We start from the raw sequence: 22,113 nt of genomic DNA on the forward strand, positions 1-22,113 counted from the left end.
CCCGAGGAGCGCGCCAGGCCGGGCCCAGATGGGCGATCGGCGTTTTCTCGGGATGTCTCGCGGCCCTTTCTGGCAAATCTCGAGATGCAATGGCATGGTTGCCGCATGCGGGTGTACAAATTCATTTGCGATCTCACGCAACGGGTCACCGATCACGACGATTACGCGCTGGCGAGCCATATGGCGCTGTCTCTGCTCACGGCGATGTTTCCCTTCCTGATCTTCGTGGCTTCCCTGGCGGGCGTGCTCGGTACGGCCGACCTGCAGGCCGAAATCGTGCGCCTGCTGTTCGAAACCTGGCCGCACGAGGTTTCCGAACCGATCGCCCGCGAGGTCAACAGGGTGCTGGGCACGGCCCGGCCGGGCCTGCTCACCGTCAGCGCCATCGTGGCCGTGGTGCTGGCCAGCAATGGCGTCGAGGCCATCCGCGTCGGCATCAACCGGGCCTATGGGCTGGTCGAGATGCGGTCCTTCTGGTGGTGCCGGCTGCAGAGCCTGTTCTTTGTGCTGGTGGCCTCGCTCGCTCTGGTCACGCTCGCTTTGCTGGTGGTGCTGTGGCCGGTGATATGGGAGGCGACGATCAGCTTCGTGCCGGTGCTGGCGCCGTTGCTGCCGCTGATCGAAGTCGCCCGTTACGGCGTCACCATGCTCGTGCTGGGCGGCGCCATCATCCTGGTGCACCTGTTCCTGGTGGCGAGCCGCCCCTCGTTCGGCGTGATCTGGCCCGGCGTACTGATCACCTTGGGGCTCTGGCTCGCCGGCGGCTACGCCTTCAGCATCTATATCAGCGACTTCGCTGCCTACTCCAAACTCTATGCGGGCCTGGGCAGCGTCTTCGCGGCGCTGTTCTTCCTCTGGCTGGTGGCGCTGGCCTTCCTGCTCGGGGCGGAGATCAACGCCATCCTGGCCGAGCGGCGCCACAAGCGCATTCAAGCCGCGTCGTAATGCATGATGTAGAGCTTGCGGGTGGTCTCGTGGATGGTCCACTCGCCCTTCCAGCCCTTGGGCAGCACCAGGGCCTCGCCGGCCCGCACCTCACGGGTCTGGCCGCCGGCGTCATGCAGCGACACCCGTCCCGACACGATATGGCAGGTTTCCGAATTGCGCTCGCGGGAGGCGGTGAAGCGGCCCGGCGTGCACTCCCACACGCCGACTTCCATCAGCCCGTCCTCGGACTTCCACAAGGTTCTTGCCGCCTCGACCTGGCCTTCGCTGAGCGTGGTGGGCTTGGGGCCGAAGGGGCCGAGATCGAGGGAGGAGAGATCGGCGAACGTCTTGCTGTCGATCATGGTCATTCCAATTCAGGCACGTTGAAATAGCTTGAGCCGAGGCTTCTCAGCGCCCGGTGATCCTGTTGGCAAAGGTGGCGAGGCGCGAGGTTTGCGGGAGGCCTGCCGCCTCGCGCCGGTCGGCCATGTGATAGAGCCGGTACATCGAATGGATGCCGAGCCAGCGGAAGGGCTCGGGTTCCCATTCCCGCACGGAGCGGTTGACCCAGGGCAGGCGGGTCAGCGGCGTGTCACGCTCCAGGATCAGGTCGGCGAGGGTACGGCCGGATAGATTGGACGTGGAGACGCCGAGGCCCACATAGCCGCCGGCCCAGCCGATGCCGCTCTTGCGGTCGAGGCCGACCGTGGTGCACCAGTCGCGCGGCACGCCGAGCACGCCGCACCAGGCATGGTCCATCTTCAGCCCCTTGGTCTGGGGCAGATGGCGCATCAGGATGGCATAGAGCTGCGCGATGGTCTCGGCCTGGGTCTGTCCGCGCACGTCGGTGGCCGAGCCATAGCGATAGGGCACGCCGCGCCCGCCCATGGCGATGCGGCCTTCGCGCGTGCGCTGGGCGTAGCAATAGCCATGGGTGGCGTCGCCCAGCAGTTCGTAGCCGTTCCAGCCGATCCGGCTCCACTGCTCCTCGCTGAGGGGCTCGGTCATCAGGATGGCGCTGTTCATCGGGATCCACAGGCGCTCGAAGCCGGGAATGCCGGCGGTGAAGCCCTCCGTTGCCCTGATGATGATCGGCGCGCGCACGGTGCCGCGCCTGGTGGTCACCGCCCCTTTCTCGATACGGGTCACTTCGGTCTGCTCGTAGATCGAAACACCCAAGCGCTCGACCACGGCGGCGAGGCCCCGCACCAGCTTGGCCGGCTGCACGCGGGCGGTGTCGTGATGCACCAAGGCGCCCTCGACATTGTGGATCTCGATGCGCTTGCGCATCTCCTCGCGGCCGATCAGGCTGACGCGCGCATCCGGCACGCTCCAGCTTTTCTCATAGGCGTAGGACTCGCGGATGCGGCCAAGCTGGGCCTGGTTGACGGCCACCGTCAGCGCGTCGTTGCGGCGGACATCGGCGTCGATGCCCTCGCGCTCGGTGACGGCGATCACCTCGTTCACCGAGCCATGCATCGCCGCTTCCATGTCGACCACCGCGCCGCGCGAGGAGGTCTTCAGATATTTCTCTCGCGACCAGCCAAAGCCGCCGGAGAGCCAGCCGCCATTGCGCCCGGAAGCGCCGAAACCGGCGAATTCCTTCTCGACCACGATGATGTTGAGGCCGGGATTGGCTTTCTTCAGATAATAGGACGTCCACAGCCCGGTGAAACCGCCGCCGACGATGCAGACATCGGCGCTGCGGTCGCCCGGCAGCGCCGGGCGATAGCCGGGCACGCCGCCGATGTCGGCGTACCAGAACGAGATGTTGCCGTTGACTTTGACGTCCATGATGGGGGGACTCGCGTAAAAGAGATGCAATATGCGGTGTGAAGGTGGCGCTTACCCTCCCCATCAAGGGGAGGGTAGAGGTGGACGCCGTTCGTTTAGGTCAGGGTCAGGTCGGCACGCTCGTCGTCGGCCAATAGCTTGGCATCGCCGGTTGCCCAGCAGAGGTCGACGGCCTCGCCGATGGCGAAGGGCCGGCTTTCCAGCGGGGCCCGCACGATGGCGACCGAGCCGTCGGCCAGCACCACCTGGTATTTAGAGCTGGAGCCGAGATAGATCGCCTCGCTGACCTGGCCGGACAGGCTGTTGTGGCCGTCGCGCGCGCCCGTGGCGGCCGGTGCGAGCGAGAGCTTCTCGGGCCGCAGGAGCATCACCGGCTGCCGGCCATCGGCGAGCCTGTCCCGCGAGACGACCTTCTGCCCGGCGATGGTGAGGCAGGTCTCGCTGCCAGAGGTCTCCACCGCCCCGCGCAGGGTGGTGGATTCGCCGATGAACTTGCCGACGAACAAAGTGGCCGGCTCGTCATAGAGCTCGCGCCCGGTGCCGACCTGCTCGATGCGGCCATGGTTGAACACGGCGATGCGGTCGGACAGCACCAGGGCTTCTTCCTGGTCGTGGGTGACATAAACGAAGGTGGTGCCGAGCTCGCGATGGATACGCTTGATCTCGAGCTGCAGCCATTCGCGCAGCTTCTTGTCGAGCGCGCCGAGCGGCTCGTCCATCAGCAGAAGCGGCGGGTCGAACACGATGGCGCGGGCCAGCGCCACGCGTTGCTGCTGCCCGCCCGAAAGCTCGCTGGGATAGCGGTGCGCGAAATCGGCCATCTTGACCATGTCGAGGGCACGCCGGACACGGGCCTCGCGTTCGCCCTTGGGAATGCCGCGCAAGGCGAGGGGATAGGCAACGTTCTTGCCGACCGTCATATGCGGGAACAGGGCATAATGCTGGAAGACCACGCCGATATTGCGCTTATGCGCCGGCAGGCCGCCAATGTCCTCGCCGCCGACGGCGAGCGCGCCGCTGGAGAGCTCGGTGAAGCCGGCCACCACATTGAGCGTGGTGGTCTTGCCCGAGCCGCTGGGGCCGAGCAGCGTCATGAACTCGCCGGGCTCGATATGAAGGCTGACATCGTCGAGCGCGGTGAAGCTGCCATAGCGCTTGCTGGCATTGCGGATGTCGATGGCGGCGCCGGCAGCGCCCTGGGCGGATGAGGCGGGGGTGGAGATGGCGGCTGCGTTGGACATCTCAGCTCCTCTTCGAGCGCGCGCCGAGGAGGAGGCCGGCGGCGATCAGCAATGTCGTGGCAAGGAAGACGATGGTTCCCACCGCGGCGACCGTGGGATCGGCGTCGCGGGTGATGGAGGTGAAGATCTGCACCGGCAGCGTCTTCAGGTAGGGATTGGTGATGAACAGCGCGACGATGATCTCGTCGAAGGACGTCACGAAGGCAAAGAGCAGGCCCGAGAGGATGCCGGGCGCGATCAGCGGCAGCGTGATGGTGCGGAAGGTGGTGAAACGGTTGGCACCGAGGCTAGCGGCAGCCTTTTCGAGCCTGACGTCGAACATCTCCAGGCTGGCCGAGACGGCGATCAGCACGAAGGGGATGGCCAGCATGGTATGGGCGATGACGAAGCCGAGATCCGTGCCGACCAGCTTATAGGTGAGGTAGACCGAATAGATCCCCACCGCCAGCACCACGCCCGGCACCACCATCGGCGTGATCAGCAGGGCGCGCAGGATGCCGCCGCCGGCATGCTTCATGCGGCTGAGGCCGAGGGCGGCGAGCGTGCCGATCAGCGTGGCGACGAGGGCGACGATGGTGGCGATGCGCAGCGAATTGAAGAAGCTGGACGACCAGTCCGGATTGGTGAGGAAGTTCTCGTACCATTGCCAGGAAAAGCCGGAGGGCGGGAAGGCCAGCGACTTGTTCTGGTTGAACGACATCGGGATGATCACCAATGTCGGCAGCACCAGCCAGATCGCGACCAGCAGGCAGAACAAAGCGAGGAAGAGACGCAGCGGTTTCATCGTCAGCTCCTCGAGGCCTGCTTGTGGCGCTGGCGCATCAAGGGCGCGGCGATGGCGAGCAGCACGAAGGTGGCCACCAGCAGGATGACCCCCATGGCGCCGCCACGGCCCCAGGCCAGCAGGCTCAGCACCTGGTTCTGTACCAGGGTGGAGAGCATGGTGCTGCGCGGCCCGCCCAGCAGTGCCGGGGTGATGTAGAAGCCGAGCGAGAGGATGAAGACGATGATGGCGCCGGCGAAGACGCCGGGCAGCGACAGGGGCAGGTAGATCTGCCAGAAGGCCCTGACAGGGCTGGCACCGAGGCTGCGGGCCGCCTGGATCAGGCGCAGGTCGATGCTGCGCATCACCGAATAGAGCGGCAGGATCATGAAGGGCAGCAGCACTTGCGCCATGCCGATGACCACGCCGAGGGGGGTGCGGATCAGCTTGATGCCGTCGAAGCCGAGCGCCTGGAGCGCGCTGTTGATCACGCCGGAATCCTGCAGGAGCACGACCCAGGCGAGCGTGCGCACCACGCCGCTGACCCAGAAGGGCACCAGCACGCACAGAATGAGCACCAGCCGCCATTTCGGCCCGACCGCCGTCATCAGATAGGCATAGGGATAGGCCGCGATCACGCAGACCAGCGTGACCCAGGCGGCGATGGAGAAGGTGCGGGCCAGCACGGTGAGGTTGGCCGGGGTGGAGAAGAACCAGACATAGTTCTGCAGGCCCCAGCCCGGCTCTGCGAAGCTGCGCACCACCACGGTGGCCAGCGGATAGCCCATGGCGAGAATCAGCAGCAGCACGGCCGGCACCGTCAGCAGCGACGGATAGGCCGAAAGCGGCCTCAACCTGCGCTGCCGGCCAATGGCCATGGAGGATTGCATGGTGTCGGTCACGCGCGGCTCCTGAGTTCAAACGGTTCGGCCGGGACGAGCAAGGCACGACTAATCTTCTCCCCTTGCGGGCATCGTCCACTCCAAGTGGAGTGGACGATGCCGGCAAGGGGAGAAGGGAGGCTCGCCTCTTTCTGCTCCGTCTCAATTCCCCGCCAGCAGGGCGCCCCATTTCTCGTTCAGGGCCTCGAAGTTCTCGGTCCAGAAGGCCGTGTTGAAGCCGTAGCCCTGCTTGACGCGTTCGGGGGTGTTGGTGAGGAAGGCCGCCACCTGCGCGTCGGCCTCGGGCTTGGCCTCGCTGTTGACCGGGGAGTAGGAGGTCTTCTGGGTCAGGGCCTCCTGCGCGCTCTTGCCGAGATAGGCATTGATCAGCGCATGGGCGGCGGCGGGATCCTTGACGCCGACCGGGATGGCGAGCTGGTCCTTGACCACCAGCCAGTCCTGCCAGACGGGGGTGTATTTGGCGCCGTTCTTGACGGCGGTCATGGCGCGGCCGGTCCACATCAGCAGCATGTCGATCTCGCCGGACTCGGCGAGCTGCTGGGATTCGGCGCCGGTCTTCCAGAACACGGTATCGGGGCCGAGGGCCTTGATGCGGGCGATGGCCTTGTCGATATCCGCCGGCGTCATCTTGTCCACCGGATTGCCGTCGGCCAGGAGCGCCTGTTCGAGCAGGCCGACCGGCGGGTCGCCGCTGCCGTCGATGCCGCGCGTGCCGGGGAAATTCTTGGTATCGAAGAAGTCCTTCCAGTTCTTGGGCGGATGGTCCTTGAACTTGTCGGTCTTGTACATCAGCACGATACCGTAATTCATGGCCGGCACGCTGCAGGGGCCGACCTGGCCGGGCGGGATGTGCGAGACGTCGATCTTGGTGAAGTCGAGCTTCTGGAAATATTTGCCGCAATAGGCGAAGGGGGCGAGGTCGCCGGTGTCGACGACGTCCCAGGTGACGTTGCCCGATTCGATCTGGGCCTGGAGCTTGGCGAGCTCCGTCGGACCGTCGTTCAGGAGCTTGACGCCGGACTTTTCGGCGAATTCCTTCAGCGCCGCGTTCTGCCCGTCCTGGTAGATGCCGCCATAGGAGACGAAGGTCAGGGTCTTGTCCTTCAGCGACCCCTCGGCGATGGTGCCGGCCGGCGGCGCGCTCTGGGCCAGGGCCGGGAAGGCCGCGAGCAGGGTAAAGGCAGCGCCGGCCAGGCCGGCACAAAACGCTTTTGCGCAAGATCGTTGGGCAAATGCCGTTGCAGTTGTCATCCCATTATCCCTCTGAAGACTCGCCTGTCTGTTCTGGCGATCCGGATGCGAGCGATTTCCGGATCACATATTGATCGAGGTCGGCGGCGCCGCTGGTCGGCGGGGAGATGATCCACACCACCTCGGCCGGCGTGTCGCCAATGTTCGCCGTCTTGTGCGGCGTCGAGGACGAATATTCGATGCTGTCACCCTCCTCGAGGATGAAGCTCTCCTGGCCGAGCGTCAGCTGCAGGCGCCCGCGCAGCACCAGGAACATTTCGTGGGAATTGCCGTGGGTATAGGGCTGGTCGCCGGTGGAACCGCCGATGTCGAACTCGCCGGAATAGACTTCGAGGTCGCGAAGCGGGCGCCGGGACAGCAAGGTCTTGTGGCAGCCGCCGCTGGCGGGCAGGGCCGGGCGCTCGGAACGGGAGACGACCTTGTGCGGCGAAGCCTCGCCCTCGTCGAAGAGGTCGGCGACATTGATGCCGAGCGCGTTGGCGATCCCCATCAGCGTGGAGGTGTTGGCGCCGGAAAGCCCGCGCTCGAGCTGGGAGAGGAAGCTGGCGGTGGTGCCGGTGAGGTCGCCGAGTTCGCGCAGGGTCAGGCGGCGCGCGGTGCGGAAGGCCTTAACGCGCTGGCCCAGGATGCTGGAGCGCCGCGCTTCCAGATTGGGCGCAGCGCCGCTGTCGGCATTGTGATCGTCCGCACGCTTCATCACGGCCTCGGCAGGTTCACTTAACAAGTCATAAAGTGAATTGCCGTACTTAACAAGCCTTAAAGTGAACGCGCGAAGACGCGTTACGGTAGGCCGGTCTGAAGAGACCGACCGAAGATCATGGAGCTCGACTTTTGTCATTGCCGGGCCTGTCCCGGCAATCCAGGGCCGCAGTCTCAACGAACAGAGGAAGCTGGATGCCCGGGACAGGCCCGGGCATGACAAAATTGAGCTTTTCCGGCCTCGTTGCGATTGCTGAGTCAGTCTCTCCAGGTCGGCCCGGAACCGTTACGCTTCTCACCGAACCTGCCGGTCCCGCTCCCTCAATTCCCCGCAGCCGGCTGGCCGAGCTTGATCACCTCGGCCTTGCCCGGCTCGGTGACGATGTGGTCGAGCGCCGGCGGCTTGTCGCTGTGCAGGAGATCGCTGGTGGGCGCGCCCGTCTTGATGAAGGCCTCGATGTCGGCGGCGACAGCGTCCGGCGCGCCCCATTGCACGTTATGGCCGATATCGCTGACCTGCGCCCCGGAGGCCGGCAGCGGGAGCACGCCGTAACGCTTCCAGAAAGCGGGAATGCCTTTGTCCCTGGCCGCTTCGCCGAGGGACTGCTTCAGCCAGGTCTGGTCGGCCTCCAGGAAGATGCTGTCCTGCGTCGCCCAGATCACCAGCACGGGCACCGAAAAGCCCTTCAGCCGCTCGGTGTTGTCGGTGGCCAGCAGGGCCTTGCTGGCGCCGATCCAGGTGCCGAGTCGGACATTGGCCGTCTCCGGCACATAGGGTTTGAGGAAGGCGGGATCGGCCGCCGGATCCACCACCCAGTTCTTGGCGATCCAGTCCTCGGCCTTGGGATCGGCCTTGAGCGGGGTGAGCATGTAGAAGCCGGCGGGATATTTCCAGCCCTTGGCCTCCAGGGCCTTCTTCCAGGAGCCTTCCACCGGCTCCTTCAGCACGTAGTCGCGCAGGGCGACATTGTCGACGCCCTTGGTGGAACTCGCCACCAGCACGGCACGCTCCACCAGTTCGGGGTGGGTGAGGGCGACTTCCTGCACGACGAAGCTGCCGAGCGAATGGCCGGCCAGCGTCGCCTTGGCGATCTTCTTGGCCTTCATGAAGGCGACGATGTCGCCGGCGAAATCGCTGGTCCGGAAGCATTTCTCCGGCGCGGGCGAACAGGTCGCTCGGGGCGGCATCGAGGTCTGGCCATGGCCGCGCAGGTCCATGGCGAGGATATGCAGGCCGGGATCGCGCCTGTGCAGCGCCGCCATGGTGGTGGACCAGGAGCGGATATTGTCGGTGAGGCCGTGGATGAGCAGCACCGCCGGCCCGTCCTTCGGCCCGGTCTCGACATAGGCCATGGTGATGCCGCCGGGCAGCTTCACCTTGCAGCGCCCGGCCGCCAGATCCTCGCAGCCCTTGGCGCTGGCGGGGGCGGCGCCCATTGCGAGGCCGAGCGCGAGCGGCAGGGCGAGCATGGCCGCCTTGGCAAGACGGATGAAAGGCTTCGGCATGCGGTTCCTCCTCCGGCAGGGCTTTTGGGCGGAACTATAGCGCCGGAAGATTGCGCGGCAATGGCCCGGGGGGCGACATCGGCCGTGGCACAACATCCCGGGAGCGCGGACGTCCTCGTCCGCTGTTCTTTTGGCCAGTTCGGTGTTTCCGGCCGCCGAGATCGCGACAGGCAGGCATGTCACCGTGATGTGCGCGCTCCCAGGAAGGACCCGCTGCTTTACGTGGAAACCGCCGGCACGCCCGTGGCCGGAATCGCCCCGCCGGTGACCACGCCGCCTTCCGGCGAGAGCAGGAAGGCGATCAACCGCGCGATCGCCTCCGGCGCCACCCAGGAGCTGGTATCGGCCTTGGGCATGGCGGCGCGGTTCTGCGGCGTGTCGATCACGCCGGGCAGCACGCAATTGGCCGTGATGCCATCCTTGCGATATTCCTCGGCAATGGCCTCGGTGAGCCGCAGCAGCGCCGCCTTGGAGGCGGCATAGGCGGCCATCCCGGCCGACGCCTTCTGCCCGGCCAGCGCCGCCACATGCACGATGCGGCCCTGGCGCGCGGCCTGCATCGCCGGCAGCACCGCGGCGCTGATGGCGAGCGCCGTGCGGGCATTGCCGGTGAGCATGGCATCCCATTGCGAAAGCGCCTTGGCGACCGGCGCCATCGCGAAGCCGCCCACGGTATTGGCGAGCCCGCCGACCGCCCCGAACCGCTCCACCGCCTCGGCCACCGCCGCCTCGCAGGCCTCCTGCGAGGTCATGTCCGTGCCGGCGATCGGCAGCACCTCAAGGCCCGACGGCAGCGAGGCGACCAGGGCTTCGAGTTTCTCCGCCGAGCGCTCCATCAGCACGAGCGGAGTGCTGCCCTTGGCAAGCTCGCGCACCACTGCGGCCCCAAGATTGCCGGCCGCGCCGGTGACGATGATGGCGGGGGACGAGGACATGATAGAGCTCCCTGGTGTGGCTGGACCGGGAGAGTGTCACGGGTGGGCGGAGGATGGAAGGGCGAGGATCGCAGCGCGTGGCTGATCGCGGCGGCACGTCCTTCAGCATGAAGTGAGATTGGTGCCCCTAGCCGGAATCGAACCAGCACTCCTTGCGGAATCCGATTTTGAGTCGGACGCGTCTACCAGTTCCGCCATAGGGGCAACGCGGGCGGCACTATAGCGAGGGATGGAGCGGCGTCAATCCGCGATTGCGCGGTGGAAGTTGTTTCCGGGTGCGCGGGCGTCCTGCCCGTTCTCGGGAGCGCTACGCGTGCTGGCAGGGAAGAACGGGCGGGACGCCCGTGCACCCAGAATCACCCGCTCGTCAGGCCGTGGATGTTGCCGTCGGGGTCGCGGAACCAGGCGAGTTCGAGGTCGCCGGTGCGGTGGATGTCGCCGTCGAGCGTGGTGCCGGGGATCTCGTAATGCTCGAAGGCGACGCCCTTGGCTTTGAGGGCCTCGACCAGGCGGGGCATGTCGTCGCCCACCACCCAGGTCACGGCGGTGGCGTGGTTGGTGCCGGCATTGGCGGAGACATAGACGAGCACGATCGAGGGGCCGGCCTTGTAGGCGATGGCGCTGCCCTCGTGCTCGAAGGCGACCTCCAGCCCGACCAGGTCCTCGTAGAAGCGCCGGGCCGTGGCGAGATCGCGCACGGGCAGGGTGGCGACGGCGAGCTTTGCTCCCAGCATGGCGGTGCCTCCGGATCGCGCCTCTTGCAGTCCCGCCGCACCGGCCCGCGCCGGGGGGCGCCGCCATGCGATGCAGGATGCGTCCATGAGGATAAGCCCGGCCGTGCGTGTTGGCACGCGCTTTCGAGGCCCGTGGCGGGCGCAAAGCGCGTTCAGCCGCGAACGTCTTGTGCTCCCTCGGCTGGATTCGGCACCTCTTACGGTTGGGTGCGGGTGATGCAATCGCCGAATGCCTCGCAAGGTGAACACGATGTCATCTTGCCGAATCAGCTGCATTTCCGCCGCATTGGCTCCTATCCTCGATGGTTTGCCGCCGCTGCCCGCCAGCGGCGCCTGCAGGCCGTGCCTACAAGTCCCGGCCGCCCCAGGCCCAATCCCTGCCGATGGCAAGGGAAACCCACGGAGATCCCATGCGCCCCGTCCGTTCCCCTCTCGCCTCGGCCGCCCTCGCCGCCTTCGCGGCCCTGGCCTTGCTCGCGCCGCAGCAGGTTTTGGCGCAGGAGGCAGCCAAGCCGGCCCAAGCCCCTGCCGGCGCGACGCCCCCCTGGCGCATCGGCTTGTCCCTGCTGGGCGAGCCCAAGCACAAGGAGGCTTTCGACCATTTCGACTATGTCAATCCCGATGCGCCCAAGGGCGGCCGGGTGCGGCTGGCGATCAGCGGCACCTTCGACAATTTCAACATCGCGCTGATGGCGATCAACGGCGTCTCGGTGAAGGGCAACATCGAGGCCGGCGTCACCAATGTCTATCAGAACCTGATGACATCGGCGCAGGACGAGGCTTCCACCGAATATGGCGAGATCGCCGATGCCGTGCGCTTTCCCGACGACATCTCCTCGGTGACCTTCCGCATCAATCCCAAGGCGCGCTGGAACGACGGCACCAAGCTGACGCCGGAGGACGTGGTGTGGTCCTTCGAGGTGCAGAAGGCCAACAACCTGCAGACCGCGCAATATTATCACGACGTCACCAAGGCCGAGGTCAGCGCGCCTGACCAGGTGACGTTCTCCTTCTCCACCAAGGGCAATCGCGAGCTGCCGCAGATCCTCGGCCAGCTCTATGTCATGCCCAAGCATTGGTGGCTGGCCAACGGACCGGACGGCAAGCCGCGCAACGTCGCCAATACCACGCTCGAGCCGCCGCTCGGCTCCGGCCCCTACCGCCTCAAGAGCTTCGAGGCCGGGCGCGGGGCCGTCTATGAGCGCGTGAAGGACTGGTGGGGCGCCGACCTGCCCACCGCCAAGGGCCACTATAATTTCGATGAGATCCGTTACGACTACTACACCAATGCCCAGCAGCTGCCGGAACTGTTCAAGAGCGATTCCTACGATTTCCGGCTGGAGAACGTCATCGCCAACTGGATGACGCTCTACAACATCCCGGCGGTGACGGAAGGACGCATCGTCAAGCAGGATTTCCCGTCCAACACCATCGGGCGCATGCAGGCCTTCGCCTTCAATATCAGGCGGCCGAAATTCCAGGATGTCAGGGTTCGCAAGGCTTTCAACCTGGTCTTCGATTTCGAGACGCTGAACCGAACGATCTTCTTCAACAAGTACAAGCGCATCGGCTCCTATTTCGCCGGGCTCGACGAACTCTCGTCCAGCGGGTTGCCGCAGGGCCAGGAGCGCGACATCCTCGAAACGATCAAGGACAAGCTGCCGCCGGAGGTGTTCACCACGCCCTATGCCAATCCCGTCAATGGCAGCGACGAGGCCCAGCGCGCCAACATCCGCGCGGCCATCGGCCTCCTGAAGGAAGCCGGCTGGGAGTTCAAGGACCGCAAGCTCACCAATATCGGGAACGGTGAGGTGATGAAGGTGGAGATCCTTCTCTCCAGCGACACCTTCACCAAGATCACCCTGCCCTATGTCGAGAATCTCAAGCGCCTCGGCATCGAGGCCTCGGTGCGCGTGGTCGACGAGACGCAGTTCAACCAGCGCGAGAACAATCGCGATTTCGACATGATTCTGTTCGGCGTGGGCCAGACCCAGTCGCCCGGCAATGAACAACGCGATTATTGGGGCTCTGCCGCCGCCGACAAGCCGACCTCGCGCAACATCATCGGCATCAAGGATCCGGCGGTGGATGCGCTGGCCGACCGTATCGTCTACGCCAAGGACCGGGCCGAGCTGGTCGCCACCACCAAGGCGCTGGACCGGGTGCTGCTTGCCGGCAATTATGTGGTGCCGATGTTCTATTCCGATGTCTGGCACACTTTGCGCTGGAACCGCTTCGGCCAGCCGGCCGTGCTGCCGAGCCAGAGCCCGACGGGCGGCTTTCCGACCGTCTGGTGGTATGACTCGGCCCTGGCCGCCAAGACGGGGGCGGCGAAGTAGACATCGTCATCCCGTGCGCGGCGCAGCGCGAAGCGGTGCGACGCAGACACGGGAGCGGGCTCCGGATAGGGGGCTCTTTTCGTCTTGCGATCCCGGATCAGCGCCGCATCGCTTCGTGCTGCAGCGCGTCCGGGATGACCCGTGTATCAAGGACCCCGCCGATGGCCGAGCTCGACCGCCGTATGCTCCTCAAGACCGGCTTTCTCGGCGCCGCCTGCGCCCTCCTGCCAGCGGGAGCGCGGGGGCAGGAGGTCGAGAGCCACGGCCTGTCTACCTTCGGCGATCTCAAATACGGGCCGGGCTTCCAAAAATTCGACTATGTGCGCGCGGATGCACCCAAGGGCGGCGCCTTCTCGCAATTGGTCTACCAGACCGGCTACAACCAATCCTTCAACTCTTTCGACAGCCTGCACATCTACGTCCTCAAGGGCACGGGCGCGGTGGGGATGGACGCCACCTTCGCCACGCTGATGGCGCGGGCCCTGGACGAGCCGGATGCGGTGTATGGCTATGCGGCCCAATCGGTGGCCGTCTCGGCCGACAGGCAGACCTATCGCTTCCGTCTGCGCCCCGGCCTCAGCTTCCATGACGGCTCGGCACTGACGGCGGAGGACTGCGCCTGGTCGTTCAACACGCTGAAGGAGAAGGGGCATCCCTTCATCACCGAACCGCTGCGCTTCTTCAAGGAGGCGGTGGCGGAAGCCCCCGACATCGTGCGCGTCACGCTGCTGCCCGGGCGCGGGCGCTCGCTGCCCCTGATCGTCGCCGGCCTGCCGATCTTCTCGAAGGCCTGGTGGTCGAGCCGCGATTTCACCAAATCCACCTTGGAAGCCCCGCTCGGCAGCGGGCCCTACAAGGTGGGCAAGGTCGATGTGGGCGAAGCGATCAGCTATGAGCGCGTGGCGAACTGGTGGGGCGAGAAATTGCCGACCCAGATCGGCACCAACAATTTCGACCGCCTGACCTGGCAATATTACCGCGATCCCTCGGTGTCCTTCATCGCCTTCGGCGCCGGCAATTACCGTTTCCGCGAGGAATCGAGCTCCGAGAACTGGGCCAAGGGCTATGACATTCCGCCCGTGCGCGAAGGCCGCATCAAGCGCGAAATGGTGCCCGACCACACGCCCTCGGGCGCCCAGGGCTGGTATTTCAACACGCGCCGCGCCAAGTTTTCCGATCCCCGCGTGCGCCAGGCCCTCGGTTTCGTCTTCGATTTCGAATGGGTGAACCGGAACGTGATGTACTCGTCCTACCAGCGCACGGCCTCGATCTTCGAGAATTCGCCGCTGAAGGCCGAGGGCAAGCCCGGGCCGGATGAACTCGCCTTGCTGGAACCGCATCGCGGCAAGGTACCCGACGCCGTCTTCGGCGAAGCCCTGCTACCGCCGGTCTCGGATGGGAGCGGCTTCGACCGCGCCAATCTGCGCACGGCGCTGGGGCTCCTCAAGGAGGCTGGCTGGAGCCTCGACAACCGCGTCCTCAAGAACGCCAAGGGCGAGGTCTTCACCATCGAGTTCCTGGAGGAGAGCGACTTCCTCTACAAGATCACGGCTCCCTTCATCCAGAATCTCGGCCGGCTCGGCATCGCGGCGAGTTTTCGCGCCGTCGATTCCTCGCAATATCAGCGCCGCACCGACGCGTTCGACTATGACGTCATCTCCCGCCGTGCCACTTACGGCCTGACCCCGGGCGAAGACATGCGCGGGCCCTTCTCCAGCCGGACGGCCGCCGTGCCTGGCTCGACCAATATTTCCGGCATCGCCGATCCGGTGCTCGACGCACTGATTGACGCCATCGTCGCCGCCGACAGCCGGGCCGCGCTCGTCGCGGCGTGCCGCGCCTTCGACCGCGTGCTGCGCTCGGGTTATTACTGGGTGCCGATGTACAACCGCCCGAACCACTGGCTGGCCTATTGGGACGAGTTCGAACATGGCGATCCCGGTGTGATCTACGACCGCGGCATCCCCGATCTATGGTGGCCGAAGAGGAAGGGGTAGATCCTGGGATCGCCCGCCGGAAGCCGTCAGTCCCAGGAAACGCAAAACGCCGGCCCGTTGCCAGGCCGGCGTCGAAATCCGTCAGAAGCGCCGGACTTACTTCTTGTAGTCGACGCGCTCGGCGATGCGGGCAGACTTGCCGCGGCGATCGCGCAGGTAATAGAGCTTGGCGCGGCGGACCTTGCCGCGGCGGACCAGCTTGATGGAATCGATCATCGGCGAGTAGAGCGGGAACACGCGCTCGACACCTTCGCCGTAGGAAATCTTGCGGACGGTGAAGCTCTCCTGCAGGCCGCCGCCGTCGCGGGCGATGCAGACGCCTTCATAGGCCTGAACGCGGGTGCGCTCGCCTTCCTTCACCTTGACGTTCACGATGACCGTGTCGCCGGGCTGAAATTCAGGAATGTCCTTGCCGGCCGAAAGGCGGGCAATTTCTTCCTGCTCGATAGTCTGAATCAGGTTCATGATCGATCTCCGCGCGTACCCGAAGGACGCATCTTGCTCTTGCTTGAAGTGGAGGCGTGCCAATACGCCATTACGCAAGGCGAGTCCACCGAATTCGGTAGGGATGGTCATCGCGGACGCGATGCAGCGCGAAGCGATGCGTCGCAGATCCGGGACAGCGATCAGGACAAGGCGCCTTTTCCTCTCCCACTCCCGGATCTGCATCGCGTCACTGCATGCTGCGACGCGCCCGGGATGACTACTTTCTCTTCTTCTGCGGCGGCTGGCGCGCCTGATAGGCCGCCCACAGGTCCGGCCGGCGCTCACGCGTCAGGGCCTCGGCCTCGCTGCGGCGCCAGGCTGCGATGTTCTTGTGATGGCCCGAGCGCAGGATGTCGGGAATTGCGCGATCCTCGAAGAGGAGGGGCCTGGTATAATGCGGATATTCGAGCAGGCCGTTCTCGAAGCTCTCCTCGTCGCCGGAGGTGGCGCCGCCCATCACGCCCGGCAGCAGTCTGACGCAGGCATCGATCAGCACCATGGCTCCGAGTTCGCCGCCGGAGAGCACATAGTCCCCGATCGAGACCTCGGTGAGGCCCCGCGCCTCGATTACCCGCTGGTCGACGCCCTCGAAGCGACCGCACACGATCACCGCGCCCTCTCCGGCCGCCAGCGCGCGCACATGCGCCTGCTGCAGGGGCAGGCCGCGCGGCGACATCAGGAGGCGCGGGCGGCCGTCATCGCCGAGGGCATCGATGGCATCGGCCAGGACGTCGGCGCGAATCACCATGCCCGGGCCACCGCCGGCCGGCGTGTCGTCGACCGAACGATGACGCCCCTGGCCGAAATCGCGGATATTGCGTGTCTCCAGCGCCCAGCTGCCGTTCGCCAGGGCTTCACCCGACAGCGAGACGCCGAGCGGCCCCGGGAACATTTCCGGATAGAGGGTGAGGATGGAGGCGCGCCACATGTGTTAGGTGCTCCACCCCTCGTCCCCCTGCCGGGACCCAGCCAACACGAGGGAGTTGGCGATACCCAAGGGGTTCGAATGGGAGGGGGCGAACGAAATCGGAATGGTGCAGAAGGTGCCAGCTAGGCCAGATGAATTCCCTTCTCCCCTTGCGGGAGAAGGTGGCGGCAGCCGGATGAGGGGAGATGCACAAGGGCAAGAAATAGCCCTCATCCCAACAGCCCCTTGAGCCTGTCGTCCGTGAAGTCCTTGATTGAGAACACGGTGTTCGGGCCGTCGAGGGCCGCGTCGCCGAGCATGGTCTTCACACCCACGGCGCGCATGCCGGCGTTGCGGGCGGCCTCGATGCCCAGCGGCGCGTCCTCGAACACCACGCATTGGCCGGGCGCCAGGCCCATGGCGTCGGCGGCGGCGAGGAAGAGGTCGGGATGGGGCTTGCCGCGATAGCCCATGGAGGGCGAGACCACGGTGACGAAATGGCGGCGCAAATCGAGGCCGTCGAGCACCAGGGCGGCGTTCTCCGGCGTGGCGGCGGTGGCGACCGACATCTTCTGCCCGCGGACTTCGCAGGCCGCGATCAATGCCATCAGGCCCGGCATCGGCACCATCTGGCTGCGATAGATCTCGCGGTAGATCGCTTCCTTCTCCAGGCCCAGCGTGTCGAGTTCGTGCTCGCTCGCATCGGGCTTGACCAGCCCGACAACTTCGCGATTGGCGCGGCCGGCGGTATCGCGGAAGAAGCGCTCGCGGTCGAAGGCCAGGCCATGGCGCTGATGCCAGGTTTCCCAGGCGTCGTTGTGCACATGCATGTTGTCGACCAACGTACCGTCCATGTCGAAGATCAGGCCGGCGACCGGCATCCCGGCGAGACTCCTGAAATCACCATCCAGGCTGCCGCTCGAAATGTGGTCAGCGCTCATCGTCGCCTGTCTCCTCGTTCTCATCAGCCGCGCCAGTCTCTTCGGGCAGCACGACGACAATATGTCCGGCCTTGACGTCGATCACGGGAATGACGGCCTTGGTGAAGGGCAGCAGCAGGGGCTTGGCGCTGCCGGATGCTTCCTTGGCGCCCTCCGGTGCCTTCTTGGCGTCATCCGGCGTCACTTCGATGATGTCGCCGGCGCCGAAATCGAACAGGCCGGTGACCGTGCCGATCCTGTTGCCGTCCTCATCGCGCGCGACGAGGCCGATGAGATCGGCGTGGAAGAATTCGTCCTCGTCCTCGGGCATGCCCAGCGCGTCGCGCGCGACGAAAAGCTGAAGATTGACGAGTTGTTCGGCGCCCGTGCGGTCGCTGACACCTTCGACCCGGGCGATCAGCACGTCCTTGGCCCGGCGCAGGCTGGCGAGCTTGATCTGACGGCCGGATTTGGTGAGGAGGGGGCCGTAATTGGCAATGGCCAGCGGTTCCTCGGTATAGGATTTCAGCCGGATCTCGCCCTTGAGTCCATGGGCCGCGCCGAAAACGCCGAGGACAACGAGGTTTTGCGGGGCAGGGGGCATGGGGAGCCTTTGGCGAAGAGCGCGGGAACCCCTCTCCCCAGCGGGGAGAGGGGAGCAGGATCGCCTTACTCGGCCGCTTCGCTGGCCGCGGCCTCGGCCTTCTTGGCCTTCTCGGCGGCGCGGTCCTGCGCCTTCTTGCCGGGAACGGCCTTGACCGGGTTGTTGCGGGTCTCGCGGGTCAGCAGGCCGGCTTCGGCGAAGTGACGCAGCACGCGGTCGGTCGGCTGGGCGCCCTTGGCGATCCAGGTCTTGGCGGCTTCCAGATCAACGGTCCAGCGCGACTTGCCCGAATCCTTGGCGATCATCGGGTCATAGGTGCCGAGCTTCTCGATGAAGCGGCCATCGCGCGGAGAGCGCGAATCGGCAACGACGACCGCGTAGAACGGGCGCTTCTTGGCGCCGCGACGGGCGAGACGGATCTTGAGGGACATGGGTAACTCCGTTTGTCAGTTTGTTCGTCTGTGAGGTGAAAGGGTTTCGGGCGGCTATTTCTTCTTGCCGCCGAAGGGGAAGCCCGGCGGCAGGCCGCCCGGCAATTTCGGTCCGCCAAGGCCGGGAAAGCCTGGCAATTTAGGGCCGCCCGGGCCGAAATTCGGCATCTGCGGCGGCAGTTTCGGCATTTCGGAGGGCATTCCCGGCGGCATCTGGCCCTTGGCGATGGCGTCCAGGGCGCCGGGCGGCAATTGCGGCATGCCGCCGCCCAGGCCGAACATCGAGGCCATCTTGCCGAGCGCGCCCTTCTTGGCCCCGCCCATCTTCTTCATCATGTCCGCCATCTGCATATGCATCTTCAGCAGGCGGTTGATCTGTTCGGGCGTGGTGCCGGAGCCGGCGGCGATGCGGCGCTTGCGCGAGGCCTTGAGGATCTCGGGCTTGCGGCGCTCTTCGGGGGTCATCGAATCGATGATGGCGCGCTGGCGCTTGAACACCTTCTCGTCGAGATTGGCGCCGGCGAGCTGGTCCTTGATCTTGCCCATGCCGGGCAGCAGGCCGAGCACGCCGGACATGCCGCCGATCTTCTCCATCTGGATCAGCTGGTCGCGCAGATCCTCCAGATCGAAGGCGCCCTTCTGCATCTTGGCGGCGATCTTGGCGGCCTTCTCGGCGTCGATCGTCTCGGCGGCCTTCTCGACCAGCGAGACGATGTCGCCCATGCCGAGGATGCGGTTGGCGATGCGGGCGGGATGGAAATCGTCGAGCGCGTCGACCTTTTCGCCGGTGCCGACCAGCTTGATCGGCTTGCCGGTGACGGCGCGCATCGACAGGGCGGCGCCGCCGCGGCCATCGCCGTCGAGGCGGGTGAGCACGATGCCGGTGATGCCGAGGCGCCCGTCGAAGGCGCGCGCGGTGTTGACGGCGTCCTGGCCGGTGAGCGCGTCGGCGACCAGCAGCACTTCATGCGGCTCGGTGACGGCCTTGACCTCGGCCGCCTCGGCCATCAGCGCCTCGTCGACCGTGGTGCGGCCGGCGGTGTCGAGCATGACGACGTCGTAGCCGCCGAAGCGGGCGGCATCCATGGCCCGCTTGGCGATCTGCACGGCGGACTGGCCCGCGACGATCGGCAGCACGGAGACGCCCACCTGCTTGCCGAGCACGGCGAGCTGTTCCATGGCAGCGGGACGGCGGGTATCGAGCGAGGCGAGCAGCACCTTCTTGCCGAACCTGTCGGTCAGCCGCTTGGCGATCTTGGCGGTGGTGGTGGTCTTACCGGAGCCCTGCAGGCCCACCATCAGGATCGGCACCGGCGGCACCGCCTGCAGGTCGATGGCCTGGCCTTCGCCGCCGAGCGTCTCGATCAGGACGTCGTTGACGATCTTGACGACCATCTGCCCCGGCGTCACCGATTTCAGCACCTCGGCGCCGACGGCGCGGGTGCGGACCTTGTCGGTGAAGGAGCGCACGACGTCGAGCGCGACGTCCGCCTCGATCAGCGCACGGCGGATCTCGCGCATGGCTTCGCCGACATCCGCCTCGGTGAGGGCGCCACGCCGGGTGAGCTTGTCGAGCACATCGGACAGACGTGCGGAGAGACCATCGAACATTCGTCTTTTCCTGTTTGGCCATGGCGTTTTGCGATTTGACGCCATCGTCAAGTATCGCAAAACACGTCGATATCTGCATCTTGGATGCAGATATCGGAGCCATCGTCCCGCAAGGCAAGGCGCACAACGCAAAACACGCCCGTGGGCGCATCGCGCTGACGGGCGTTGGCCTCCATCCTCTCGGGATGGTCGGCGGAAGGGCGTCTTACCCATGTAAGAACGGGGCGGGATGTAGGGGATATGGGCACGAGAGTCAAGGAAAGGGCCGCTAGTTCACCCTCATCCGGCTGCCGCCACCTTCTCCCGCAAGGGGAGAAGGGGACCTACTAAGCTAGTTCTGCGCTTTGACAGAGGCAAAGCTATCACGTTCAAATCCCTTCTCCCCTTGCGGGAGAAGGTGGCGGCAGCCGGATGAGGGGTGAAGCACCGCGCTCGCTCGTCGACACCTCTTCCCAAACCGCCGCCGATTTGCGCTAAGGGAGAAGACCACCATCCAAACCCGAGGCCCGCCTTGCCCCTGCTTGATGAGATCGTCGCCGAAATCGCCGAGGAGATGGGCTCCTATAGCGAGCGTGGCGAGGTGGCGAGCTATATTCCCGAACTTGCCCGCGTCGACCCCAGGCATTTCGGCATCGCCGTCATCGATGCCGACGGCAATGCCCATGTCGGCGGCGATGCCGACATGCCCTTCTCGATCCAGAGCATCTCCAAGGTCTTCACCTTGACCCTCGCCCTCGGCAAGGCTGGTGACCGGCTGTGGCGCCGGGTGGGACGCGAGCCCTCCGGCAGCGCCTTCAACTCCATCGTGCTCCTGGAGAACGAGAAGGGCATTCCGCGAAACCCCTTCATCAATGCCGGCGCCATCGCCGTCACCGATTTGATTCTGTCCGGCCACCAGCCGCGCGAGGCGCTCGGCGAGATCCTGCATTTCATGCGCTTCCTCGCCGACGATCCCTCGATCGCCATCGACGAGGCGGTGGCCGCCTCCGAGCAGCGCACCGGCTTCCGCAACGCGGCTCTGGCCAACTACATGAAATCCTTCGGCGTGCTCGACAACCCGGTCGACTACACGCTTGGCGTCTATTTCCATCACTGCGCCATCGCCATGTCCTGCCGGCAACTGGCGATGGCGGGGCGTTTTCTCGCCTCGCAGGGCCGCAATCCCTCGACCGGCCATCGCGTGGTGCAACCCGAGCGCGCCCGGCGCATCAACGCGATCATGCTGACCTGCGGCCATTATGACGGCTCCGGCGAATTCGCCTACCGTGTCGGCCTGCCCGGCAAGAGCGGCGTGGGCGGCGGCATCCTGGCGGTGGCACCGGGCAAGGCGTCCATCGCGGTGTGGGCGCCCGGCCTCGACGCCAACGGCAATTCCCATCTCGGCCGCATCGCCCTCGAGGCTCTCACCCGCCGCATGGGCTGGTCGATCTTCGGGGCGTGAGGCGAAGAACCCGTGGCCATCGGGCCTCGAGCCAAGTAAAAACAGCCCCATCGCCCAGACAGGCCCGGAGGAACTCATGTCGCTTTCATACTACCAGGCAACCGTGCCGGTTTTCGTGCACACCTTGGAGGCGCTTTCGGCCATCCTCGACAAGGCAGCCGCTTTTGCCGAGGCCAAGAAGGTCGAACCGACCGTGATGTGCGGGCTCAGACTCACCGCCGACATGCTGCCGCTCTCGCGCCAGGTCAGCACGGCCTGCGATTTCGCCAAGCTGTGCGTGGCGCGGCTTTCCGGGGTCGAGGCGCCGAAATTCAACGACGACGAGAAGGATTTCGCCGAATTGCGCTCGCGCATCGCAAGGACGCTGGAATTCATCCGCTCCGTTCCCCAGGCTGCTGTCGAGGCCGGCGGCGGGCGCGTGATCAGCCTGAAGATCGCCGGCGCGCAGCGCGAGTTGAAGCCCGACGACTATCTCAACTTCTATGCCCTGCCGAATTTCTTCTTCCACGCCACCACCGCCTACGCGATCCTGCGCGCCAACGGCGTGGAACTCAGCAAGAAGGACTATCTCGGCCCGCTGTTCGACTGAAGCGTCCCTGGGACCGCCGGCTTTCAGCCGGCTCTT

Annotated in this window: 21 protein-coding genes and 1 tRNA gene; 5 read left to right on the top strand and 17 right to left on the bottom strand. The window is 65.8% G+C overall.

The annotated features are described in order from the left end of the window. The first annotated feature begins 105 nt into the window (after window positions 1-105). On the top strand, window positions 106-945 hold the full coding sequence (locus tag C5L14_RS05505; RefSeq protein ID WP_181161034.1) for a YihY/virulence factor BrkB family protein: 840 nt from the start codon (window positions 106-108) through the stop codon (window positions 943-945). Here the strand turns inward: C5L14_RS05505 and C5L14_RS05510 are convergent. From C5L14_RS05510 to C5L14_RS05565, 11 genes are all read right to left on the bottom strand, one after another. After that, on the bottom strand, window positions 930-1,289 hold the full coding sequence (locus C5L14_RS05510; RefSeq protein ID WP_105861032.1) for a cupin domain-containing protein: 360 nt from the start codon (window positions 1,287-1,289) through the stop codon (window positions 930-932). The two genes, C5L14_RS05505 and C5L14_RS05510, sit on opposite strands and share 16 nt — an antisense overlap. Window positions 1,290-1,335: 46 nt before the next feature. After that, on the bottom strand, window positions 1,336-2,721 hold the full coding sequence (locus C5L14_RS05515) for an NAD(P)/FAD-dependent oxidoreductase (RefSeq protein WP_105861033.1): 1,386 nt from the start codon (window positions 2,719-2,721) through the stop codon (window positions 1,336-1,338). A 95-nt stretch (window positions 2,722-2,816) separates the two neighbouring features. Further along, window positions 2,817-3,962 carry an ABC transporter ATP-binding protein gene (locus tag C5L14_RS05520; RefSeq protein WP_105861034.1) on the bottom strand — a complete coding sequence of 382 codons (1,146 nt, stop codon included), beginning with the start codon at window positions 3,960-3,962 and terminating at the stop codon, window positions 2,817-2,819. A 1-nt stretch (window position 3,963) separates the two neighbouring features. Continuing rightward, window positions 3,964-4,752 (bottom strand): ABC transporter permease, encoded by a 789-nt coding sequence (locus C5L14_RS05525; RefSeq protein WP_105861334.1) that lies wholly within the window; start codon window positions 4,750-4,752, stop codon window positions 3,964-3,966. Next, window positions 4,749-5,603 carry an ABC transporter permease gene (locus C5L14_RS05530; RefSeq protein WP_181161061.1) on the bottom strand — a complete coding sequence of 285 codons (855 nt, stop codon included), beginning with the start codon at window positions 5,601-5,603 and terminating at the stop codon, window positions 4,749-4,751. The genes C5L14_RS05525 and C5L14_RS05530 overlap by 4 nt, the downstream gene beginning before the upstream one ends. A 165-nt stretch (window positions 5,604-5,768) precedes the next feature. Beyond that, window positions 5,769-6,878: an extracellular solute-binding protein gene (locus tag C5L14_RS05535; protein WP_105861035.1), complete on the bottom strand. Its 1,110-nt coding sequence runs from the start codon at window positions 6,876-6,878 to the stop codon at window positions 5,769-5,771. A gap of 4 nt (window positions 6,879-6,882) precedes the next feature. Further along, on the bottom strand, window positions 6,883-7,575 hold the full coding sequence (locus tag C5L14_RS05540) for a helix-turn-helix domain-containing protein (protein ID WP_105861036.1): 693 nt from the start codon (window positions 7,573-7,575) through the stop codon (window positions 6,883-6,885). Between the two features lie 323 nt (window positions 7,576-7,898). Then, window positions 7,899-9,083, bottom strand: coding sequence for an alpha/beta fold hydrolase (locus tag C5L14_RS05550; RefSeq protein WP_105861038.1), 1,185 nt, complete (start codon window positions 9,081-9,083; stop codon window positions 7,899-7,901). A 218-nt stretch (window positions 9,084-9,301) separates the two neighbouring features. After that, a complete protein-coding gene (locus C5L14_RS05555) occupies window positions 9,302-10,018 on the bottom strand; it encodes an SDR family NAD(P)-dependent oxidoreductase (RefSeq protein WP_105861039.1) in 717 nt (238 codons plus the stop codon). A 119-nt stretch (window positions 10,019-10,137) separates the two neighbouring features. Beyond that, window positions 10,138-10,222: transfer RNA gene (locus tag C5L14_RS05560), tRNA-Leu, on the bottom strand. A gap of 152 nt (window positions 10,223-10,374) precedes the next feature. Continuing rightward, the gene (locus tag C5L14_RS05565) at window positions 10,375-10,752 is read right to left on the bottom strand and encodes a VOC family protein (protein ID WP_105861040.1); all 378 of its coding nucleotides are present in this window, start codon (window positions 10,750-10,752) and stop codon (window positions 10,375-10,377) included. 410 nt (window positions 10,753-11,162) lie between these two features. On the opposite strand from C5L14_RS05565, the gene C5L14_RS05570 reads away from it, so the two are divergent. Both C5L14_RS05570 and C5L14_RS05575 read left to right on the top strand, forming a co-directional pair. Further along, a complete protein-coding gene (locus C5L14_RS05570; protein WP_105861041.1) occupies window positions 11,163-13,091 on the top strand; it encodes an extracellular solute-binding protein in 1,929 nt (642 codons plus the stop codon). 161 nt (window positions 13,092-13,252) lie between these two features. After that, window positions 13,253-15,088: an extracellular solute-binding protein gene (locus C5L14_RS05575; protein ID WP_105861042.1), complete on the top strand. Its 1,836-nt coding sequence runs from the start codon at window positions 13,253-13,255 to the stop codon at window positions 15,086-15,088. Between the two features lie 96 nt (window positions 15,089-15,184). On the opposite strand, the gene rplS is transcribed toward C5L14_RS05575, so the two are convergent. The 6 genes from rplS to ffh all read right to left on the bottom strand — a co-directional run bounded on the left by rplS (window position 15,185) and on the right by ffh (window position 20,047). Continuing rightward, window positions 15,185-15,553, bottom strand: a complete 369-nt coding sequence (gene rplS, locus C5L14_RS05580; protein ID WP_068291206.1) for a 50S ribosomal protein L19 — start codon at window positions 15,551-15,553, stop codon at window positions 15,185-15,187. A gap of 238 nt (window positions 15,554-15,791) precedes the next feature. Continuing rightward, window positions 15,792-16,502, bottom strand: coding sequence for a tRNA (guanosine(37)-N1)-methyltransferase TrmD (gene trmD, locus C5L14_RS05585; RefSeq protein ID WP_105861043.1), 711 nt, complete (start codon window positions 16,500-16,502; stop codon window positions 15,792-15,794). 209 nt (window positions 16,503-16,711) lie between these two features. Then, complete coding sequence (locus tag C5L14_RS05590; RefSeq protein ID WP_181161035.1) at window positions 16,712-17,422, bottom strand: HAD family hydrolase; 711 nt, start codon at window positions 17,420-17,422, stop codon at window positions 16,712-16,714. After that, window positions 17,412-18,005, bottom strand: a complete 594-nt coding sequence (gene rimM, locus C5L14_RS05595; RefSeq protein WP_105861045.1) for a ribosome maturation factor RimM — start codon at window positions 18,003-18,005, stop codon at window positions 17,412-17,414. Before rimM ends, C5L14_RS05590 begins: the two co-directional genes overlap by 11 nt. A gap of 65 nt (window positions 18,006-18,070) precedes the next feature. Next, the gene (rpsP, locus tag C5L14_RS05600) at window positions 18,071-18,436 is read right to left on the bottom strand and encodes a 30S ribosomal protein S16 (protein WP_105861046.1); all 366 of its coding nucleotides are present in this window, start codon (window positions 18,434-18,436) and stop codon (window positions 18,071-18,073) included. A 54-nt stretch (window positions 18,437-18,490) separates the two neighbouring features. Next, window positions 18,491-20,047, bottom strand: a complete 1,557-nt coding sequence (gene ffh, locus C5L14_RS05605; RefSeq protein WP_105861047.1) for a signal recognition particle protein — start codon at window positions 20,045-20,047, stop codon at window positions 18,491-18,493. 511 nt (window positions 20,048-20,558) lie between these two features. On the opposite strand from ffh, the gene C5L14_RS05610 reads away from it, so the two are divergent. Together C5L14_RS05610 and C5L14_RS05615 are read left to right on the top strand one after the other, a co-directional pair. Further along, window positions 20,559-21,488: a glutaminase gene (locus tag C5L14_RS05610; protein ID WP_105861048.1), complete on the top strand. Its 930-nt coding sequence runs from the start codon at window positions 20,559-20,561 to the stop codon at window positions 21,486-21,488. Window positions 21,489-21,564: 76 nt separating this feature from the next. Continuing rightward, the gene (locus C5L14_RS05615; protein ID WP_105861049.1) at window positions 21,565-22,077 is read left to right on the top strand and encodes a DUF1993 domain-containing protein; all 513 of its coding nucleotides are present in this window, start codon (window positions 21,565-21,567) and stop codon (window positions 22,075-22,077) included. Window positions 22,078-22,113 lie beyond the last annotated feature (36 nt).

It is taken from the genome of Labrys okinawensis, from assembly GCF_002982075.1.
Taxonomy (GTDB): Bacteria; Pseudomonadota; Alphaproteobacteria; order Rhizobiales; family Labraceae; genus Labrys; species Labrys okinawensis_A.

Bases quoted from the DNA above. Each gene is read 5' to 3' on its own strand.
- C5L14_RS05535 (WP_105861035.1), bottom strand. From the start codon at position 6,878: ATGACAACTGCAACGGCATTTGCCCAACGATCTTGCGCAAAAGCGTTT.
- ffh (WP_105861047.1), bottom strand. From the start codon at position 20,047: ATGTTCGATGGTCTCTCCGCACGTCTGTCCGATGTGCTCGACAAGCTC.
- C5L14_RS05575 (WP_105861042.1), top strand. From the start codon at position 13,253: ATGGCCGAGCTCGACCGCCGTATGCTCCTCAAGACCGGCTTTCTCGGC.
- C5L14_RS05590 (WP_181161035.1), bottom strand. From the start codon at position 17,422: ATGAGCGCTGACCACATTTCGAGCGGCAGCCTGGATGGTGATTTCAGG.
- C5L14_RS05565 (WP_105861040.1), bottom strand. From the start codon at position 10,752: ATGCTGGGAGCAAAGCTCGCCGTCGCCACCCTGCCCGTGCGCGATCTC.
- C5L14_RS05570 (WP_105861041.1), top strand. From the start codon at position 11,163: ATGCGCCCCGTCCGTTCCCCTCTCGCCTCGGCCGCCCTCGCCGCCTTC.
- rplS (WP_068291206.1), bottom strand. From the start codon at position 15,553: ATGAACCTGATTCAGACTATCGAGCAGGAAGAAATTGCCCGCCTTTCG.
- C5L14_RS05510 (WP_105861032.1), bottom strand. From the start codon at position 1,289: ATGATCGACAGCAAGACGTTCGCCGATCTCTCCTCCCTCGATCTCGGC.
- C5L14_RS05540 (WP_105861036.1), bottom strand. From the start codon at position 7,575: ATGAAGCGTGCGGACGATCACAATGCCGACAGCGGCGCTGCGCCCAAT.
- rimM (WP_105861045.1), bottom strand. From the start codon at position 18,005: ATGCCCCCTGCCCCGCAAAACCTCGTTGTCCTCGGCGTTTTCGGCGCG.
- C5L14_RS05505 (WP_181161034.1), top strand. From the start codon at position 106: ATGCGGGTGTACAAATTCATTTGCGATCTCACGCAACGGGTCACCGAT.
- C5L14_RS05550 (WP_105861038.1), bottom strand. From the start codon at position 9,083: ATGCCGAAGCCTTTCATCCGTCTTGCCAAGGCGGCCATGCTCGCCCTG.
- trmD (WP_105861043.1), bottom strand. From the start codon at position 16,502: ATGTGGCGCGCCTCCATCCTCACCCTCTATCCGGAAATGTTCCCGGGG.
- C5L14_RS05615 (WP_105861049.1), top strand. From the start codon at position 21,565: ATGTCGCTTTCATACTACCAGGCAACCGTGCCGGTTTTCGTGCACACC.
- C5L14_RS05520 (WP_105861034.1), bottom strand. From the start codon at position 3,962: ATGTCCAACGCAGCCGCCATCTCCACCCCCGCCTCATCCGCCCAGGGC.
- C5L14_RS05530 (WP_181161061.1), bottom strand. From the start codon at position 5,603: ATGGCCATTGGCCGGCAGCGCAGGTTGAGGCCGCTTTCGGCCTATCCG.
- C5L14_RS05555 (WP_105861039.1), bottom strand. From the start codon at position 10,018: ATGTCCTCGTCCCCCGCCATCATCGTCACCGGCGCGGCCGGCAATCTT.
- C5L14_RS05515 (WP_105861033.1), bottom strand. From the start codon at position 2,721: ATGGACGTCAAAGTCAACGGCAACATCTCGTTCTGGTACGCCGACATC.
- rpsP (WP_105861046.1), bottom strand. From the start codon at position 18,436: ATGTCCCTCAAGATCCGTCTCGCCCGTCGCGGCGCCAAGAAGCGCCCG.